Raw genomic sequence first — 18,613 nt, forward strand, 5'->3', positions numbered from 1 at the left:
TGTTTTATAGTCCCATCAGACGATATGCTTGGTCTCGAAGATCCTTATCCGTCTCAAATACACCGCGAGCTACTGTGGTCAAAGTTGCAGTTCCTGGTTTTCGAACACCTCGCATACTCATACACATATGTTCTGCTTCAATAACAACGAAAGCACCTTTGGCACCAAGATAGTCCATCAAAGCATCAGCTACTTCGATATTCAAGCGTTCTTGAATTTGTGGCTTTTTAGCATAAACTTCAACTGTACGCGCAAGCTTCGACAAACCTGCCACGCGTCCATCTGGAATGTAGGCGATATGAGCTTTCCCATAAAATGGCAAGAAGTGGTGTTCACACATGGTATGGAAAAAAATATCCTTTTCCACTACCATATTGTTATCGATAATTTCAAAGGATTTTGACAAGTGCTCCTCTGCAGTTTGACCAAGTCCTGAAAAAATCTCTTGATACATGCGGGCTACACGAGCTGGTGTCTCCTGCAATCCCTCGCGGTTGATATCTTCACCGACTGCCTCGATAATCATTTTGACAGCCGTCTCAATCTTTTGTGTATCCATTCTCTAGTTTTTCCTCTCCATTAGATAGGCTCGCACCTGGCTCAAGAAATACAAGGAGCCCGTTACTATCCTAACTGTTTTTTTCTCTTCAATATCTATCATACTTTGGTCTAGAAATGCCTGCCAACTTTGGTAATTTAGATTTCTAGAATGAGCTACCTGTTTTAGCACCTCTTCGTCTGTCGCTCGACCATCATCAAAATGTGTTAGTGTAAGATTAGTATCTGGTAAGGCCTCTAATAAATCTAACATATCCTCTAAAGCCTTGGTTTTAATACAAGTAAAGAGGATTTCCTTGTGATAGTCAGTAAATCGTTCTTCTAGGGTAGCTAATAAAGCTTTGATTGCATGGGGGTTGTGTGCCCCATCTAAAATCATCAAAGGACTTCTAGAAACAACTTCAAAGCGTCCAGGCCATCTTGTTTCTTCTAAGGCTTGAGCCACTATGTTATTACTGGCTAATTCTCGACCAGTCTCCTGACAATAGGCATCCAACAAAGTTAGAGCCATCCCAGCATTTTCTACCTGGTGCAAACCCAGCAATCCTGTCTGAAAGCGACCTTGTCTAAGTGGGCTTGAATATTCAAAGACTTCTCCCGTCCCCACACTCTCTTGATGACTGACTTGATAATCTCTTCCATAAACAAGCCTAGAAGCCTCTTTCGCTTTCGCGATTTGGTTGATAACTGCTAGGGCTTCTGGGACAATATTCCCTGTTACCAAGGGAACTCCTTGTTTGATAATTCCAGCTTTCTGCTCCGCGATAGCTTCCAAGCTATCCCCTAGTAGAGCTACATGGTCCAACCCAATGGTCGTAATACCTGTTAAGATAGGCTGACAAACATTGGTACTATCCAAAAGTCCACCCATACCTACTTCCATAATGGCCACATCGACTTGCTCAGAAGCAAAATAGTCATAGGCTATAGCAGTGATAATCTCAAACTCTGTTGTCCCCTGCAAATCATGAACATGCTCCCCCTCAAGTAGTGAGCGATAGTCTACCATCAAGGTCTCTAATCTTGCTTCTGGGATAGATTCCTCATTAATGACAATCTGATCGGTATAATGAATCAGATAGGGTGAGCTAAAGACTCCAACTCTTAGCCCCATCTTTACCAACATATTCTTCAAAAAGGCTATAGTAGATCCCTTACCATTGGTTCCACCGATATGGATAACCTTGAGTTTTAGATGGGGATTGCCACGTAAAGCTAAAAGCTCTACCATTCTTTCCAAACCAAAATGAGGTTGGTCTGTCCGATAGTGGGCTATCCACTGATTCGTTTCGTTCTTATTCATCTTACTTATATTGTTTCAAATCTAAATTTTCCGCATCATCTGCCAGACGGATAGCAGACGCAATTTCGACCGCCATCTTGTGGCTAGCTACATCGTGCACGCGCACCACTTCCACACCTTGTCTAGTGGCGATACTGGTCACATGAGCCGAAGCAGTATCACGATTGCGGAAGCCTTCTTCAGTTTCCGGGTTTACTTCAAATCCATTTTCTTCTAGAATATTGATGACAAAGCGCTTGCGAGAGACTCCTAAAAAAATAGGATAGCTCATCTCGTGTAATTTATCAAGGTCACGTAGGAGAATGAGATTTTCCTTCTTGGTCAAGCCAAAGCCGATTCCCGGATCCAACATAATCTTGGCTTTCGAAATTCCTGCTTTTTCCGCTCTTGCCAGTGCACGATCAAAGAAAACTGTCATCAATTCTTCTACTGATAGTTGTTCAAACTCTTCTAAGTCTTCCTTTGTAAAAGGCTCTCCAAAGCCAAAATGAGGGAAGATAAGTGAACTAGGGTGCTGAGGGCGTGCCATTACTGGATTAAACATGATGACTACCTGAGCTCCAGCTTTGGCAACCACTTCCGCCATCTTCTCATCCCCCATAAGACCTGTAATGTCATTGACTATATGGGCCCCAGACTTTAGAGCTGCTTCTGCAACTTGACTTTTCCAAGTGTCTACCGAAATCAGAACATCACTTTCTTGACGGATAGCCTGAATGACTGGAACCACACGTTGGATTTCCTCTTCAATCTCAACATAGCTACTTCCAGGTCGAGTAGATTCTCCACCGATATCTAAAATAGTGGCACCTTCAGCAATCAATTTTCGAGCTTGTTTTAAAGCTTTTTCTACAGCAAAAAATTGGCCCCCATCAGAGAAAGAATCTGGGGTGGCATTGATAATACCGCAAATAGCTGTTTTTGTCTGATTGTCTCTTTTTTCCACGATTATCACTCAAATTTCATTTAGATTGGTATTCCTCTATTTTACTGTTTTTTTTGGATTCTGTCCAATTATCCCTCAGTACTCCCAAACTTTAAAAGAGCGCAAAAAAAGAGAGTGGGACAGAAATCGGTAATTCGTTAGAATTCGATTTCGTCGTTCCACCTCCGCACAGTTGAGTAGGGTTGTAAAAGCTGATGAAATCAGCGTAGTAGAGGCCACTCAACTACTGCGTCCTGCTCGACAACCCAAAGACAATTGAGAGGCTAGAACTTTTGTCCCAGCCTCTTTTTTATATTCTTATTTTTCAGTCAAAGCAGCAAGTCCTGGAAGTTCTTTACCTTCAAGGAGTTCCATTGAAGCTCCACCACCAGTAGAGATCCATGAGAATTTGTCTGCACGTCCAAGGTTGATCGCTGCAGCAGCTGAGTCACCACCACCGATGATTGATTTAACGCCTGGTTGTTTCACGATAGCGTCCATCACACCGATTGTACCAGCTTGGAAGTCAGGGTTTTCAAATACACCCATTGGTCCGTTCCATACAACTGTTTTCGCACCAGTCAATTCTTGGTCGAATTTAGCGATTGATTTAGGACCGATATCAAGACCAAGGAATCCTGGGTCTACTGCTTCACCTTCAGTGTCTTTCACTTCAGTGTAGTCAGCAAATGCATTTGCTTCTTTTGAGTCAACTGGCAAGATCAATTTGCCGTTTGATTTTTCAAGAAGAGATTTAGCAACATCCAATTTGTCTTCTTCTACAAGTGAGTTACCGATTTCGATACCTTGAGCTTTGTAGAATGTATAAGTCATCCCACCACCGATAAGAACTTTATCAGCTTTTTCAAGCAAGTTTTCGATAACACCGATCTTGTCAGATACTTTTGAACCACCAAGGATAGCTACGAATGGACGTTCTGGAGCTTCAACTGCTTCTTTGATGTAAGCAATTTCGTTTTCAAGAAGGAATCCAGCAACGGCTTTATCAACGTTTGCAGAGATACCAACGTTAGATGCGTGTGCACGGTGAGCTGTACCGAAGGCATCGTTTACAAAGATACCATCTCCAAGTGATGCCCAGTATTTACCAAGTTCAGGATCGTTTTTAGATTCTTTCTTGCCGTCAACATCTTCGTAACGAGTGTTTTCAACCAAGAGAACTTGTCCATCTTCAAGAGCGTTAATCGCTGCTTCCAATTCAGCACCACGAGTAACACCTGGGATAAATTTAACTTCTTGACCTAATTTAGCAGCCAAGTCAGTAGCTACAGGAGCAAGTGATTTACCTTCTTTGTCTGCTTCTTCTTTAACACGTCCAAGGTGAGAGAAGAGGATTGCACGTCCACCCTGTTCAAGAATATACTTGATAGTTGGAAGAGCTGCAGTGATACGGTTATCATTAGTGATCACGCCATCTTTTACAGGTACGTTGAAGTCAACACGAACGAGAACTTTTTTCCCTTTCAAGTCAACGTCTTTAACAGTCAATTTTGCCATTAGATATGACTCCTTCTTTTTTTTTACGTGTTAATTATATCACAAAATCAATAAAAGAGATAGCAAAACCTTACACTTTTATCCTGAAAGAAGTCTTTAATAAACAAGGATAACTCTTAAAGCATGGGCTGGGATTTCTATTTTTTCTCCTTATCCAGTCTAAAAAAGATTTGACTAGTAAAAGTCAAATCTTTTTTATTGTATAGTATCGATTATAGATACATTATCTAGCTTACTCTTCTTTTTTCTTTTGAGCTAGTAGTCCAAAACCACCTAGAACTCCGACCAAGCCAAGGGCAAGAAGATTTGCATCTGCTTCTTCACCAGTACTTGGAAGTTGTTTTCCTTCAGGTTTTTCAGCTTGTGCTTCTGCTTTTGCTGTTTCCTGCTTAGCTGCTTGTGCTACTGGAGTAGCTGCAAGAGGTTTGTCAGCTTGGACATCAACTTTTGGACCAATCTCCACAATCTCAGTTACAGCTTCTTTGACAAGCTCTGTTCCCTTAAGACTTCGATGCCCTTCAGCATCAACTTCTACAAGATTTCTGCGAAGTCCTTCAACTCCTGCTTGAACCAGGCGACGTTCTCCTGCCTGAAGACTAGGATTTACTCGTTCTTCATGGCCGTATGCAACCTTTTCTTCTTCAACAACTAATTCTGGATTGCTGATAGTCAAATCTTTAACTCCGTCTAGCGGTTGAACACGACTTTCTACCTTGGTACCAACTTCAGTAATCTCTGCAACTGCTTCCTTGACTACTTCTGTCTCAAGAAGAGTGCGGTTGCCTTTGGCATCAACTTCAATCAAGCGACGGACTTGCCCATCCTCACCAGCTTGAACCACATGGCGTTCACCTAACAAGAGGTCTCCTGATGGACGTTCTTGACGAGTGAAGGCTACCCCTTCTTCTTCAACCACTAATTCAGGTAGAACTTCAACTGTTGGAGCAGTTTCGCCCTTTTCTAAGCTACCAATGTGGTGACTTTCTTCTGCAGGAGCTAGTTTCTTATTCAGCTTTTCTTTCATGTCCGCAAAAGCTGCTGGAGTTGGCGTTTGTGAAGATAACAAAGCTTCAGCTTGTGCAATCAACTCAGATTGAGGATCTTTTTCAAGAACGGATTCGAGTAAGCTTTCCAATTCTTCTCTAGCAGCTTGATAACGTTGATTTCCATCCAAGTCTGCACCTGCTTGTTTCAAATCGTTCAAGGCTTGGTTGACTGCTTCTTGACTAGCATCGTGGTTTTCTAAGATGGCTTTTGCTACATCAAGCTTCTCAACAAGAGCTGCTTGTTTTGCTGCATCCGCAAATGTATAAGCTAGTGTTTCTTTGCGTCCTTGAGCAGAGGTGATTTCTTGTTTCAGATATTCGTCATTAATGGCTGCCTTAGGTGATACTAGAACATCAAACTCGACAGTTTGACCTTGATAGTGTAAGACAAGTTTTTGACGACCTGTTTTTTGAGAATCATAACCTGTAATTTCGACTCCTTGGTCTGTAAAGCTATGTTCTGTCTCAGTCTCATCATCATACAAGACCTTGAAGCGTCCTTCTGATAAGTCAAGAGTGTCGCCTACAAAGTAATTAATTTTAGGTTGTTTACTAATATACAAGCCTGCAACTTCTTTTGGACCAGTTTCTTCACCAGTTACTTGAACCTTGAAGCTTCCTGCAACCGGAAGGCCAAGATAGGTTACTGTTAACTCTTGTTCGCCATGATGGTGAGCATCATAGCCGTTGACCACAACACCTGCATGACTGAAGTTGATGACTTCATCTGCTTCTTCACCCTCATATTTGACACGAAGAAGACCACCTTTAAGATTCAATTCCTCACCATCTTGGTAAGTCGTCTTTTTAGGTACTGCTTCTAGACTGACAGACTTAATCTTTCTATCATCCTGAGGAATTGTTACAGCAAGAGTATTACTGATTTCTTTTCCTGGCAATTGTGTGCGGTAGTAAAGAAGGCTAGGACGTTTTTCAAAACTCAATGGGTCTGTCGCCAAATCCCCTCCAACTACCGTATTTAAGGTAGCGATTGGAGTTTGTGAATCTGCCTTGTCATAGACTGTGATAGTTGCACCCGCAGGAACTTCTGAGAATCCTAGCTGAATCTTATTGTCAGTTAGGACACGCGCTGCCACTTTAGCCATTGGAATGTTCTGACTCTCAGTATCTAGAGTTTCATACATCTTCCAGTTGTAGATGCGGATGGCTTTCCATGGCGTTCCATTGTCAGATGTGATGACATGCAAGCGCCAGTCTTGAGCTGTGATTGGGCTATCAAGGGTAATATCTGAAACATGGGCTTTATTACCACGAACAGCCTTAGCTAGTTTCCATTCTCCAGCTTCATCCTTGTAGTAAAGGTCGAAATCTTTAGTGTTCATCAAACCATCGTTGACAGATTCTCCACCAGCACCGGCATGATCCATGACCCATCTCACAACACGGCGTGGTTGTGTCAAACGAATATCAACGCTACCACTTAATTGTGCAGAAGACCATTTGTCAGATAGACTGGTGATGGTACCATTCAACATTCCTTCGATACCTTCGCCGCCTTCTGTGTCTGGGAAGGTACTTCCGATAACAGTCGCTCCTGGAACGATATTTTCTGCTAATGGTCTTGGAAGACTTGTGTCTTGGACAGTCATTCCCCATTCGAAGTTTGTAGTTGCTGCTTCAGAACGAAGGCCATTCTTACCAACTGCGACAACCTTCAACTCTTGACTAGTACCAGTTGCACTAGCTGAACGGCTAACTTTTGGTAGGTAGACAGTAGTGGCAGATGAGCCTGTCAATAGGTGCCAAGCATCGCCATCCTTCTCATAAACTTCATAGAAGTCAGCATCTTTATTTCCAGTAAATTGGACAATGGCTTCTGCTTCTTGAGCATTTTTCAGAGATTGTTTAGCTACTTTAAGAGCTGTTGGTGCTTGAGGAGCCTCTTGATTATCTGTTACAGTCAACTCACCCAAGTTAAATTGATAACCCTTAAGGGCAGCAGTATTTTCAAAAGTGAGCTTTATACCGTAAATAGTCTGACCTGCCAAGGCACTCAAATCAAATTCATCTTTTGTCCAATCGTCAGATAAAGTCAGCTCTTTGCGAGTATTCTCTCCACCATAAGTATAGTTTTTCTGAGTCGCAAACTCTACATAAACCTTGCTTCCCTTACCACCTTTATGGGCGACACGGAGTTTCGTTTTATCTGTTACTTCTAGTTTTGTAGAGTAGAGACGAACATCTTGGTTGGTATTTTCAGCTAAATCTCCTGCAAATTTGAGTGAATTTCCACCATTGTAAGCATCTTCAAAGTCATAGTCAGCTTGAAGTTTAGTGGCTGATGATGTCTGCCACCAGCGCCATGTAGGCAAGATACCTGATATAGAACGATAGTTCCATTCAGAATCCTTGGAAACTTTTCCGTCTACAAACCATTTTTTACCATGTCCTGTGTTAAAGGATGTTGTGAAGCTACGGCCTACTGCTGGTGTACGGTCAGCTACGAGGTTGGCAATCCCGTACCAGTCTTTATCATCTGGTTTTTGACCAGTTGGATCTCCTTGGTAACCTGTGAAGAAGATATTTTCATTCTTGTGATAATCTTCGCCTGTCTTACCAAGACTAGTAATCGTATCCGGCGCAAAGAGACCGAGTGACAAGCGAAGTTTGCCATTTTCATCAAAAAGGGCATCCCATTTCACTTTAGTCTTGTAGGAACCACCTTGTTGTAATTCCAAACCTGCAAAAACATCATACTGACTACGTCCAAGCCATTTTGCCATAGTTACAGAGTAATCATTTTTCTCTTTGGTCCAGTTAAAGTTGGCAAAAAAGTGATCCGCAGGAACCTTATCTCCTTCTTTTTCCATGAATTGGTAATTGTATTCACCCAAACCATCTTCATGATAACGGCCATATTCATAGGTCATGGCATCGTACCAAGAATATTTGACTGGATGGTTGACTTGAGCTGCATATTCCTTGGTATAGAGCATGAAGTCACGCATTTTCTTACCAAGGGGCGTTACGATATCTCCTGTTGTTTCTTGGTTAATAAAGTAACCATCAAATCCATAATATTTAGCCAAATCAACTAATTTACGAGCGATCGGGAAAGTACCGTCTTCATCTTGTTGAAGAGCAGCAGCAAATTTTTCTTGGTCTGCAATGCTATTTGACCAGTTGAAGAATAGGGTACCCAATACAGGAACACCATTACGGTGACCAGCATCAATCACGTCTGGAGTTGGGACGAGTCCTTCCCAGAAGACCATGGAATTCAAGTACTGCCAGTAATCAAAAGCGTAGGCTTTAAACTCTTCACCACCTACAGAAGCGTGGTCTTTAGCCTTAGAGTTAGTATTAGCAAGGGCTTCGACTTTGGCATCCTTATTGGCTTTTTCATTGATGACATGACCGCGGTAACGCTTAGCTAATTCTACTGAAGAGCGGTTAATAGCGTCATCTTCACGGGCACCTGGTTCCCATTTCAACAGGTCTTCCCAGGTGTCAAACTTAATTTCTTTAGGTCGGAGACTTTTTTCTTCCTTCTTAGGAACATCAGAAACAGTAGCTTTCTCTTCTGGCTTATTTTCGGTAGCTGCAGGCACTTCTGTTGCCTTTGGAGTTTCAGCAACTGGACTAGCTTCTTCCTTATTATCAGCCCCAGTCAATTGATCCAAGGTTGGTTTCTCTTCTGAAACAGGTTGCTCACTAACCTTGTTTTCAGTCTCCTCCAACTGTTTTAATACCTCAGGTGAAGTTGTAGTTGGTTGTTCTGTGGTTGTAGTTGGTTGTTCTGTGGTTGTAGTTGGTTGTTCTGCGGTGGCAGGTAATGGTTGCGCTGTAGCCACGGTAGTAGTCGTTGTTTCATTCGCTGGAGCAGCAACTTCTTCTGCGAGAGCTTGGTTGGCAAATAAAACCGAGCCAATCATCAAAGAGCAGGCACCCACTGATAATTTTCGAATACTATAGCGACAACGTTTCTCAAAAAATGGATTCTTCATCTTTTTCTCCTTTTACTTCCAAAAAGTAAGCGCTTTTATTTTTGTTTTAAAAAAGTTTCTGCCTCTCAAATAGCAGAACTGTTCATGTTTATTTTACGCTATTTATAAGTAGAGTCAACACTCATCCTAAAATATCTATAAAGGAGTGAATAAATGATATAAATTAGACAATCAACTGCACTTTTTCTAAATTTTAATGATGTTTTTCTAAAAAAACTGCGTTTACTACTTGTTAGATTGCTTGGAATCCTTTAAAATAGAATGGGAGAAATTCCGCGATTAGTTTTCGGAGGGAAAAGAAAATGTCCATTAATTGGCAGGAAATTGCATTTCACTTTTTAGGTGGTTTGGGACTATTCTTATATAGTATCAAAACCATGGGGGACGGTTTGCAACAAGCAGCTGGAGATCGTCTTCGATATTACATTGACAAATATACTAGCAATCCTTTCTTTGGAATTTTAGTTGGAATTGGGATGACTGCCCTGATTCAATCGAGTTCAGGTGTTACGGTTATTACAGTTGGTCTGGTTAGCGCTGGACTATTGACTTTACGTCAGGCTATTGGGATTGTTATGGGAGCCAATATTGGAACAACCGTCACATCCTTTATCATTGGTTTTAAATTGGGAGACTACGCATTACCTATGCTCTTTCTCGGAGCAGTCTGTCTCTTCTTCACAAAAAATAGAACTATCAATAACATCGGACGAATTGTCTTTGGTGTCGGTGGTATCTTCTTTGCCCTCAATCTTATGAGTGGCGCTATGGAACCCCTTAAAGATTTACAAGTCTTTAAAGACTACATGGTAGAACTTAGTAAAAATCCAATCTTGGGTGTTCTTGTCGGAACAGGTTTAACCCTTCTGATTCAAGCCTCCTCAGCGACCATCGGGATTCTACAAAATCTCTACGCTAGCAATCTGATTGACCTTCAGGGTGCCCTACCAGTTCTCTTTGGAGATAACATCGGAACTACTATCACTGCTATTATCGCTTCCTTGGGTGCTAATATTGCAGCCAAACGTGTGGCGGCAGCCCATGTGGCCTTTAACGTTATCGGGACTGTTATCTGTATTATCTTCCTCGTTCCATTTACAGGCTTAATCCAATGGTTTGAGAGCTTCTTAAATCTAGCTCCAGAAATGACCATTGCCTTCGCCCACGGAACTTTCAACATTACCAATACAATCATTCAGTTTCCATTCATCGGAGCTCTTGCCTTCTTGGTAACCAAGCTTATCCCTGGAGAAGACGAAGTTGTCAAATACGAGCCACTTTACCTTGATGAGCAACTGATCAAACAAGCTCCATCTATCGCTCTTGGAAATGCTAAAAAAGAACTTCTACACTTAGGTAATTATGCTGCGAAAGCCTTTGACCTCTCCTACGACTATATCATCAACTCTAATGAAAAAGTTGCAGAAAAGGGACATAAGACTGAAGAAGCTATCAATACCATTGATGAAAAATTGACTCGTTACCTCATTAGTTTATCTGGTGAAGCTTTGAGCCAAAAAGAAAGTGAAGTCTTAACCAATATCCTTGACTCTTCACGAGACTTGGAACGTATCGGAGACCACGCAGAAGCCCTGCTCAATCTTAACGATTACTTGCAACGCAAGAATGTTCAATTCTCTGAGGCTGCCTTAGAAGAACTAGCAGAGATTTATCTTAAAACTAGTGAATTCGTCAAAGATGCTCTTGAGAGTGTTGAAAATAATGATCTTGAACAAGCTCAAGCTCTTATCAAGCGACACGAAGACATCAACAACATGGAACGTGTCCTTCGTAAGACTCACATCAAACGTCTAAATAACGGAGAATGTTCTACCCAAGCAGGTGTCAACTTTATCGATATTATTTCACACTACACTCGTGTATCAGACCACGCTATGAACCTTGCTGAAAAGGTTTTGGCTGAACAAATTTAAAACAAAAAAATGCTTTGATTCTTTCGAATCAAAGCATTTTAAATAGCTCTCCAATCATAAAGGAAGATGCGGCTGCACCCCTGTATCTCGCTTCTTCCTTTTTGATAAAGCGGGCCAGATTGACTAACTCTGGCGAAGGTGTTCTAGGATTCTTGAGTAGTTCAAGTGTGACTAGCCCTGAAAGTCGGACTGCAAGCAAGCGCTCATTGGTGCTGGGCAATTGCTTAGCAGTCTCTAGGAGCGCAGCCACTAAATCCTCACTCAGGTTTTGACGGGCATGATTGTAAAGATCCCGTATCAAGGTTTCTAGGTTTGGTTCTTCCATCCCTATTACCTCCATCATTTCTGTTTAATAATTTTTGATTAAATCTACTGTAGAACGATCCAATTTTTTAACCAAAGCTTGTAAGAAAGCTTGAGCTTCAAGGAAATCGTCCATTGCATAAAGGGTTTGGTGAGAGTGGATATAACGGGCACAAACACCGATTGTTGTTGATGGGACACCACCATTTTTCAGATGAGCTGCACCTGCGTCAGTTCCACCTTTTCCACAATAGTATTGGTACTTGATACCAGCTTCTTCAGCTGTCGTCAAAAGGAAATCCTTCATACCTGGGAGAAGCAAGTGACCTGGATCGTAGAAACGAATCAAGGTTCCATCGCCAATCTTACCTTGACCACCATAAACATCACCAGCTGGCGAGCAATCCACAGCAAGGAATACTTCTGGATCAAATTTAGTTGTTGAGGTATGAGCACCACGAAGTCCGACTTCCTCTTGGACGTTAGCCCCAAGATAAAGTTCATTTCCTAGTTTTTGGCCTGACAAGTTTTCTGCCAACTCACTAACCATGAGAACTCCGTAGCGGTTGTCCCATGCTTTTGAGATGATATTTTTTGAGTTAGCTGTTAGGATTGCACTACTATCTGGAACAATGGTATCTCCTGGGCGGATACCATAACTTTCAGCCTCAGCCTTATCCGCAAAACCACCATCAAAGACGATATCTGAAATAGCTGGCATGGTTGGTCCGCCTGTTCCACGAGTCAAATGTGGAGGTACTGAACCTGAGATAACTGGAATTTCACGTCCTTGGCGCGTAAAGAGTTTAAATCGTTGGCTGCTGACAACCATCGGGTTCCAACCACCGATTTCAACTACTCGGAAGGTTCCATCTGGTTTGATTTCACTTACCATAAAACCAACTTCATCCATGTGAGATGCTACCAAAACACGAGGTGCATCGACTGCTTCTGAGTGTTTGATACCAAAAATACCACCTAGGCCATCTGTTACTACTTCATCCACGTGAGGAGTTATTTTCTCACGAAGATAAGCGCGTACAGGTGCTTCATGACCTGAGATAGCAGAAAGTTCTGTTACTTCTTTGATTTTAGAAAATAATGTTGTCATTTCTATCCCTTCTTTCTTTCAACCATTTTACCACTTTTTATAGGAGAAGGGTAGTGAAAATCATCAATCTATAGATCTATCTACACCAAAAAAGAATCACGACTGTGATTCTTTTTATTTTGAATTTCTCTTTAAAGAAAAGTGATCTGGTACGGGGTCCTTACCTATTTCAGACCAAGGATGACATCGTAAAATCCGTGCCAACCCCATCAGAACCCCCTTAAATCCATGCTTTTCAATAGCCTGAATCATGTAGTTTGAACAAGTAGGCTCAAATCTACAAGAAGGTGGGAATGCAGGGGATATAAAGCATTGGTAAAAGCGCACAGGCGCAATTAAAATTCGTTTCATTATTTGTTAGTTGTTACAGCCATGGTGTGTAGTTGGCTGATTTCTTTTTTGTTAAGACGACGGGATTCACCTGGACGGAGACCTGTTAAGTCTAGGTGTCCAAAACGTGTCCGAGACAACTTATCCACTTGAAGCCCAACTGCTTCAAACATCTTTTTAACCTGATGGTTACGTCCTTCATGGATGGTCAACTGTACAACAGAACGGTTTTTAACAGGATCTACTTTGAGAATTTCGTAGACGGCCGGCTTAGTCTTCTTGCCATCAATCTCAAGACCACGAGTTAAGGGACGAAGATTTTCCTTGTTAGCAATCCCTTTTACACGCGCCACATAAACCTTATCGATTTCATTACGTGGGTGAATCATCTCGTCTGTAAAGTCACCATCATTGGTCAAAATCAATACACCTGACGTATCCCAGTCCAAACGCCCCACAGGGTAGATACGCTCTTTAACATTCGGCAAGAGATCGACAACAGTCTTACGTCCCTTATCATCTGTCACACTAGAAATCACTCCGCGTGGTTTATTGAGCAGATAGTAAACCTTTTCTTCGTTGTAGATGGGTTGACCTTCAACTTCTACCTTATCACCAGACTTAATGGTTGTCGCTAGTTCGCGTACTACCTGACCGTTAACAGTCACCAAGCCTTGCTTGATCAACTCCTCTGCTTTTCTCCTACTGGCCACACCTGCGTGGGCAATATATTTATTGATTCTCATCTTCTTCTATCCTTTCACCAAATAATTGGCTTTCTTGTGCTTGAATGTCAAGCTCATCAATCACGGGCAACTCTTCCAAGTGATTAATTCCCATGTAATCTAGAAAATAATCCGTCGTTACATAGAGATTAGGGCGCCCAAGAACTTCTTTTTTCCCGTCTTCTCGTATCAACTCAAAGGCCTGTAACTTAGCTAGCGCTCCACTTGAATTAACCCCCCGAATAGCATCAATCTCAATCCGTGTGATGGGTTGCTTATAAGCAATAATGGACAAGGTTTCAAGCGCAGCGCGAGATAGACTCTGGTTGATGGGCGCCTTAGAATATTCCTTCAAAACACCTGCAAATTGAGGCTTGGTCACCAATCTGTAGGCCCCTCCTGTCTCAATCAGGGCCAAACTAGAATCCTGGTCTTTTTCATACTTTTTGGCTAATTTTTCTAAGCTTTGCTGAATTCCTGTTGGTGGAAGTGATAGAAGCTCAGCCAACTGGCGGACTCTAATCCCATCTTCCCCCGCTACAAACAGGAGCGCTTCTATTTTTGCTAAAGTACTCATACTTCCTCTCTATCAAGCCTAACTTTGCTCTACTTGACTTTCCTCATTCTTTTTTATGAGATAGATATCTCCAAAACTCTCTTTTTGAATCAAGAGAATTTCTTGGGTTTTAATCAACTCCAAGGTCGCTAAAAAAAGTGTGATGACCTCTTGTAAATCCTTGGTTTCCTTAAACAAATCTTGCAGACATAGTTGTTGCCCTTCTACCAAGGCTTCCCGAACAATGCCCATCATATCCTCAATCTTATACTCATCTCGTAAAATGGTTGTATGGTTTTTCGAGAATTCTTCCTTTTTCTTGGTCAATAAAGTTGAAAAGGCTAAGAAAAGATCGATCGTGGTCTTATCATGCACAAGTTCAGCATCTTCGTAAATTAACTCTGTCGGTGCTTTTGAGTAATACTGGGCTCGATCTTGGTGCTTCACTTCCAACTGCTCTCCCAAAAGTTTAAACTTACGGTATTCTTCGATTTGAGAAAGAAGGTCCTGTTCAAGATCATCTTCTAAATCTGTCACTTCCGCAACCTTTGGCAAGAGCTTACGACTTTTGATCAGCATCAGTTGGCTAGCCATCACCATATATTCACCTGCCACTTCTAAACGCATGGCTTGTAAGGTTGATACATAGGCTAGATACTGCTCAATAACTTCTGTAATCGGTACATCATAGATATCCATCTGATACTTTGAAACCAAGTGTAAGAGCAAGTCCAAAGGCCCTTCAAAATCTTTTAATTTAATATCCATTATCTATACTTTTCTAAGGTCATGACTGTTTTTAATCCCAATTTTTTAGCGATTTCATACAAGTCAACCTTCTCTTCAATTTGTCTCAGTATAAACTGTTCTCTCAATCCTTGAGCCGATAAATCTGCAAAACCTTTTTCCTTTAGAAAGGATTCTAACTGACGAAAGGCCCATTGACGAGAGTAGGGCTTACCAGTTTTTTCAAAGATGTAGGTCTGTCCCATCAAGGGTTCTAACTCTGCAAGTAATTTTGTGGGAAGACTCAAGATTCTTTGTTGAGAAGCTTTATTGATTCTCAACACTTGAAAATCTAGATTCACATCACTTATTTTTATGGCTAGAATTTCACTAGGCAAGAGGCCCAATTCAACTATCAATAAGGCTATTAAACGCCCTTCTGGATAGGTACTTTCTTGCCAGAAAGAACTCAAGTCTAAAAGCTCTGACTTGACTTGTTTTTTCTCAGCCTGTTTCGGCAATTCCAAACGATAAAAGGTGCCAATCTTTCCTTTCTGGTATAAAAAGTAAAGAAATTGATTACAAGCAGAAACTTTACGCTTTTGGGCACTCATTTTAAAATTTGATAATTGAGCTTGGTAGATTTTTAAACTTGTCTCAGAAATTCGTTCTCCAATAAAATCTAAAAACTGCTCCAAGTCATACTTATAAGACTGTTTAGAATTACTAGATAGATTTTGTTTTTCTTCTAAAAATACTGAAATCCATTCTCTCATTTGCTTCGAATCTCATATTCCTTACTAAAATCATGCAGAAGGGCATTGACAGCCTTAAGGATTGATTTCCGTGTAATAATCCCTTGGAAGATTCCATCCTTATCAACAACTGGTAGGAATGATTCATCCACTAACTTATGTAAAACATCTGTCAATGTATAATCTGGAGCTACCACTGCAACATCCTTCTTGGTCATGTGTACGATATCCGTATCTGCCATGGCTTCCTGACTCAATCCCTGCTCCATTTGATATGCAAAAATATCTCTAAGCCCAATGGTTCCAACAAATTTTTTCTCAGCAGTCACGACTGGTACTCTGGTATATGTCATCTGGCTAAGGAGGAGAATTGCATGATCTGCATTGTGAGTATCAATGAGCACAGCCAAATTTTCAGCAGGAGTCAAAAAGGTTTCCTCTTGCTCCAGTAAAAATAGTTCAAATTCCTTGGCAATCATCGAGCAAACTCCTTAGACAAGCCTGGATATACCTCATGATTACGTGTCAAAAAATCTACTTTGAAATAGCTATCATCAATTTCCACACGAGCGTAGAGACATTCTCTGATGGTTCCACGTGGTTGGCTGATAGAACCTGGATTTAGAAAGAGGGTCTTTCCTTCCATCCATGCATTTGGTACATGCAAGTGACCATAGAGACAGATATCTGCATCTTCTTCCTGAGCCCAGAAATCTAGTTTCTGGAAATTAAAGTTAATGTCAAATAAGTGTCCGTGAGTCTGGATAATCTTGGTAGGACCCAGTTGAGTCACTAAGCGTTCTGGATAGTCTGAGTAAAAATCCATGTTTCCTCTGACTACCTGGATTCCTTCCCAGAGTGGTGAATCTGGGCGAAGTTCCGAGTCACCATCGTGAAAAATAGCATCGACTTTCCCAAGATAGCGATCACGTATTTCTTCTACAATCAAGCTATCTCCATGGGAGTCACTCATTACAATGATGGTTTGCTTTGCCATGATGGAAATACCTCCAAAAGTTTCTTAACGGCTAAGGCACGGTGAGATTGACTATTTTTTTCTTCAAGGGTTAATTCAGCTGATGACTTGCCTGTTTCTCCTACTAGGAAAAGAGGATCATAGCCAAAACCATTTTCACCCTTAGGTTCAAAGTTAATGTAGCCTGGCCAATCAGCTTCGACCACCAAACTTTCCTTACCTGGGCTAGCCACAACCAAAGTGGTGTGAAATTGTGCTGAACGGTCCTTGAGTTCAAAGACCATGGCTAATTCGTGTAAGAGTTTAGCATTGTTTTCCTGGTCAGTGGCTCCCACTCCTGCAAATCGAGCTGACCAAACTCCTGGCAATCCACCGAGGACATCGACTTTAAGACCAGAATCATCTGCTAGAACCATCTTGCCTGTCAATTTGGAGATGGTTTCAGCCTTGAGGCGAGCATTTTCTTCAAAGGTCATACCAGTTTCAGCAACTTCAGGCAGATCTGGATAATCATTGAGATTCTCCACATCATAGCCTAGCTTGTCAAAGATAGCACGAAATTCCTTGGTCTTCCCTTCATTACGAGTCGCAATCAGCAAAGTTTCTCTGACCTTGTTTGTCTCAAAGTAGGCTTCCACATCGACTCCTTCTTTAGGTAATTCCACATGCAAGAGTTGTCCATTTTCAACTAAGAGCAAGGTCCCTTGTCGTTGAATGACTTCCAAGTTTCGGCCGCCTTCTGCATTTAAAATCTCAACGATAAAAGATAGCAAGCGGAAGTTGGAAGACCAGCGCATTACCGTAATCGTGATTGGAAAACCATTTTCCTCATCACGGAAAATGCGAGCCAAATCCATAAAATCGAGATCAAGAGGATCTTTTATGAGGCTATAGATTCCACCGTAGACGTCCCAGACACCTACATACCAGTCCTGGTCATCCTTGTATTCATAAATGTTGTTTGTCATAATGTTACATGCTCCACATGAATCTCTTTTTCTAGCCATTCCGCTCCAATCTGAGCAAAACTATGGCTATTTGCAGTCGTATAAAAACGGTGTTGTAGAGGCCCTGCATCACGGCCACGATTAATCTCGAAATAATTAAGTAAGACAGAGATATCCCGCACGCACTCTGCACCACTATCAATCAGTTTTACGTCAGGCCCCATCACATTCTGAATAATAGGTCTGAGAAGCGGATAGTGGGTACAACCCAAAATCAAACTGTCTACCTTGCCCACTAAGGGACGTAGGGTTTCATAGACCACTTTCTTGGTAACGCTCGTCGAAAGTGCTCCTGACTCAACCAAAGGAGCAAACTTGGGACAAGCCAAACTTTCCACCTGCAAATCTGGATCCAAATCATGGATTTTTTGTCGATAGATATCTGATTGTACGGTCATCGGTGTTCCAATCACTCCGATTTTCCCATCCTGACTTGCTTTGATAGCCGCTGAAGCGCCAGGTAAAATCACTCCAAGAACAGGAATATCTAACTGGGCTTTAATTTCTTCCCAGACGACTGCTGTTGCTGTATTACAAGCAATGACAATCATCTTGACATCCTTGGTCAAGAGAAAGTTGACCAACTGCCAAGTATATTCACGAATTTGCTCAGCAGGACGGGGCCCGTAAGGTGCCCGTGCCGAATCTCCAATATAGACGATTTCTTCATGAGGAAGCTGGCGCATGAGCTCCCGTACGACGGTCAAGCCTCCAACACCAGAGTCCAAAAAACCAATTGGTCGATTATCCATACAGTCTTCTTTCTAGTCTTATTTTTCTGATTGATAGTTCATTATCATTACATTTCTCGCTGAAATTTCTGACAGACTGGTAAACTTCAGACTATCTCCCTCTTAATCATAATCAAATAT

General features: G+C 41.7%; 17 protein-coding genes. 1 reads left to right on the plus strand and 16 read right to left on the minus strand.

Features of this window, described 5'->3' with window-relative positions; genetic code table 11:
* Window positions 1-4: 4 nt before the first annotated feature.
* From folE to ACVAMZ_RS07965, 5 genes are all read right to left on the minus strand, one after another.
* Window positions 5-559, minus strand: a complete 555-nt coding sequence (folE, locus tag ACVAMZ_RS07945) for a GTP cyclohydrolase I FolE (RefSeq protein WP_414278195.1) — start codon at window positions 557-559, stop codon at window positions 5-7.
* Window positions 560-562: 3 nt separating this feature from the next.
* The gene (locus ACVAMZ_RS07950; protein WP_461684551.1) at window positions 563-1,861 is read right to left on the minus strand and encodes a bifunctional folylpolyglutamate synthase/dihydrofolate synthase; all 1,299 of its coding nucleotides are present in this window, start codon (window positions 1,859-1,861) and stop codon (window positions 563-565) included.
* Window position 1,862: 1 nt separating this feature from the next.
* The gene (folP, locus tag ACVAMZ_RS07955) at window positions 1,863-2,807 is read right to left on the minus strand and encodes a dihydropteroate synthase (protein WP_461684552.1); all 945 of its coding nucleotides are present in this window, start codon (window positions 2,805-2,807) and stop codon (window positions 1,863-1,865) included.
* Between the two features lie 297 nt (window positions 2,808-3,104).
* The gene (locus ACVAMZ_RS07960) at window positions 3,105-4,304 is read right to left on the minus strand and encodes a phosphoglycerate kinase (protein WP_461684553.1); all 1,200 of its coding nucleotides are present in this window, start codon (window positions 4,302-4,304) and stop codon (window positions 3,105-3,107) included.
* Window positions 4,305-4,536: 232 nt separating this feature from the next.
* Window positions 4,537-9,318 (minus strand): endo-beta-N-acetylglucosaminidase, encoded by a 4,782-nt coding sequence (locus ACVAMZ_RS07965; protein WP_461684554.1) that lies wholly within the window; start codon window positions 9,316-9,318, stop codon window positions 4,537-4,539.
* Between the two features lie 302 nt (window positions 9,319-9,620).
* Between ACVAMZ_RS07965 and ACVAMZ_RS07970 the strand changes: the two genes are divergently transcribed.
* Window positions 9,621-11,252 (plus strand): Na/Pi cotransporter family protein, encoded by a 1,632-nt coding sequence (locus ACVAMZ_RS07970; protein ID WP_461684555.1) that lies wholly within the window; start codon window positions 9,621-9,623, stop codon window positions 11,250-11,252.
* A gap of 28 nt (window positions 11,253-11,280) precedes the next feature.
* Here ACVAMZ_RS07970 and ACVAMZ_RS07975 read toward each other — a convergent pair whose 3' ends face one another.
* The 11 genes from ACVAMZ_RS07975 to racE all read right to left on the minus strand — a co-directional run bounded on the left by ACVAMZ_RS07975 (window position 11,281) and on the right by racE (window position 18,493).
* Window positions 11,281-11,577, minus strand: a complete 297-nt coding sequence (locus tag ACVAMZ_RS07975) for a bacteriocin immunity protein (RefSeq protein ID WP_070677023.1) — start codon at window positions 11,575-11,577, stop codon at window positions 11,281-11,283.
* 24 nt (window positions 11,578-11,601) lie between these two features.
* Window positions 11,602-12,666, minus strand: coding sequence for a glutamyl aminopeptidase (gene pepA, locus ACVAMZ_RS07980; protein ID WP_254724564.1), 1,065 nt, complete (start codon window positions 12,664-12,666; stop codon window positions 11,602-11,604).
* A gap of 114 nt (window positions 12,667-12,780) precedes the next feature.
* Window positions 12,781-13,017: a membrane protein insertion efficiency factor YidD gene (gene yidD, locus ACVAMZ_RS07985; protein WP_461684556.1), complete on the minus strand. Its 237-nt coding sequence runs from the start codon at window positions 13,015-13,017 to the stop codon at window positions 12,781-12,783.
* Entirely contained in the window at window positions 13,017-13,742 is a 726-nt protein-coding gene (locus tag ACVAMZ_RS07990; protein ID WP_004251725.1) for a pseudouridine synthase, read from the minus strand. The genes yidD and ACVAMZ_RS07990 overlap by 1 nt, the downstream gene beginning before the upstream one ends.
* Complete coding sequence (gene scpB / locus ACVAMZ_RS07995; RefSeq protein ID WP_461684557.1) at window positions 13,729-14,298, minus strand: SMC-Scp complex subunit ScpB; 570 nt, start codon at window positions 14,296-14,298, stop codon at window positions 13,729-13,731. The genes ACVAMZ_RS07990 and scpB overlap by 14 nt, the downstream gene beginning before the upstream one ends.
* An 18-nt stretch (window positions 14,299-14,316) precedes the next feature.
* On the minus strand, window positions 14,317-15,045 hold the full coding sequence (locus ACVAMZ_RS08000; protein WP_461684558.1) for a segregation/condensation protein A: 729 nt from the start codon (window positions 15,043-15,045) through the stop codon (window positions 14,317-14,319).
* On the minus strand, window positions 15,045-15,779 hold the full coding sequence (xerD, locus tag ACVAMZ_RS08005; RefSeq protein ID WP_461684559.1) for a site-specific tyrosine recombinase XerD: 735 nt from the start codon (window positions 15,777-15,779) through the stop codon (window positions 15,045-15,047). The genes ACVAMZ_RS08000 and xerD overlap by 1 nt, the downstream gene beginning before the upstream one ends.
* Entirely contained in the window at window positions 15,776-16,237 is a 462-nt protein-coding gene (gene cbpB / locus ACVAMZ_RS08010) for a cyclic-di-AMP-binding protein CbpB (protein ID WP_461684560.1), read from the minus strand. The genes xerD and cbpB overlap by 4 nt, the downstream gene beginning before the upstream one ends.
* Complete coding sequence (locus ACVAMZ_RS08015) at window positions 16,234-16,755, minus strand: metallophosphoesterase (protein WP_004251713.1); 522 nt, start codon at window positions 16,753-16,755, stop codon at window positions 16,234-16,236. The genes cbpB and ACVAMZ_RS08015 overlap by 4 nt, the downstream gene beginning before the upstream one ends.
* Entirely contained in the window at window positions 16,731-17,741 is a 1,011-nt protein-coding gene (locus ACVAMZ_RS08020) for a nucleoside-triphosphate diphosphatase (RefSeq protein ID WP_461684561.1), read from the minus strand. The genes ACVAMZ_RS08015 and ACVAMZ_RS08020 overlap by 25 nt, the downstream gene beginning before the upstream one ends.
* On the minus strand, window positions 17,699-18,493 hold the full coding sequence (gene racE, locus ACVAMZ_RS08025) for a glutamate racemase (RefSeq protein ID WP_414254288.1): 795 nt from the start codon (window positions 18,491-18,493) through the stop codon (window positions 17,699-17,701). Before racE ends, ACVAMZ_RS08020 begins: the two co-directional genes overlap by 43 nt.
* Between the last annotated feature and the right edge of the window lie 120 nt (window positions 18,494-18,613).

Source organism: Streptococcus sp. KHUD_017, from assembly GCF_054861245.1.

What these genes read in the sequence shown, in the direction of transcription:
- folE (WP_414278195.1), bottom strand. Translation starts at nt 559, where the DNA reads ATGGATACACAAAAGATTGAGACGGCTGTCAAAATGATTATCGAGGCA.
- ACVAMZ_RS07950 (WP_461684551.1), bottom strand. Translation starts at nt 1,861, where the DNA reads ATGAATAAGAACGAAACGAATCAGTGGATAGCCCACTATCGGACAGAC.
- ACVAMZ_RS07960 (WP_461684553.1), bottom strand. Translation starts at nt 4,304, where the DNA reads ATGGCAAAATTGACTGTTAAAGACGTTGACTTGAAAGGGAAAAAAGTT.
- ACVAMZ_RS07965 (WP_461684554.1), bottom strand. Translation starts at nt 9,318, where the DNA reads ATGAAGAATCCATTTTTTGAGAAACGTTGTCGCTATAGTATTCGAAAA.
- ACVAMZ_RS07970 (WP_461684555.1), top strand. Translation starts at nt 9,621, where the DNA reads ATGTCCATTAATTGGCAGGAAATTGCATTTCACTTTTTAGGTGGTTTG.
- ACVAMZ_RS07975 (WP_070677023.1), bottom strand. Translation starts at nt 11,577, where the DNA reads ATGGAAGAACCAAACCTAGAAACCTTGATACGGGATCTTTACAATCAT.
- pepA (WP_254724564.1), bottom strand. Translation starts at nt 12,666, where the DNA reads ATGACAACATTATTTTCTAAAATCAAAGAAGTAACAGAACTTTCTGCT.
- yidD (WP_461684556.1), bottom strand. Translation starts at nt 13,017, where the DNA reads ATGAAACGAATTTTAATTGCGCCTGTGCGCTTTTACCAATGCTTTATA.
- ACVAMZ_RS07990 (WP_004251725.1), bottom strand. Translation starts at nt 13,742, where the DNA reads ATGAGAATCAATAAATATATTGCCCACGCAGGTGTGGCCAGTAGGAGA.
- scpB (WP_461684557.1), bottom strand. Translation starts at nt 14,298, where the DNA reads ATGAGTACTTTAGCAAAAATAGAAGCGCTCCTGTTTGTAGCGGGGGAA.
- ACVAMZ_RS08000 (WP_461684558.1), bottom strand. Translation starts at nt 15,045, where the DNA reads ATGGATATTAAATTAAAAGATTTTGAAGGGCCTTTGGACTTGCTCTTA.
- xerD (WP_461684559.1), bottom strand. Translation starts at nt 15,779, where the DNA reads ATGAGAGAATGGATTTCAGTATTTTTAGAAGAAAAACAAAATCTATCT.
- cbpB (WP_461684560.1), bottom strand. Translation starts at nt 16,237, where the DNA reads ATGATTGCCAAGGAATTTGAACTATTTTTACTGGAGCAAGAGGAAACC.
- ACVAMZ_RS08015 (WP_004251713.1), bottom strand. Translation starts at nt 16,755, where the DNA reads ATGGCAAAGCAAACCATCATTGTAATGAGTGACTCCCATGGAGATAGC.
- ACVAMZ_RS08020 (WP_461684561.1), bottom strand. Translation starts at nt 17,741, where the DNA reads ATGGCTAGAAAAAGAGATTCATGTGGAGCATGTAACATTATGACAAAC.
- racE (WP_414254288.1), bottom strand. Translation starts at nt 18,493, where the DNA reads ATGGATAATCGACCAATTGGTTTTTTGGACTCTGGTGTTGGAGGCTTG.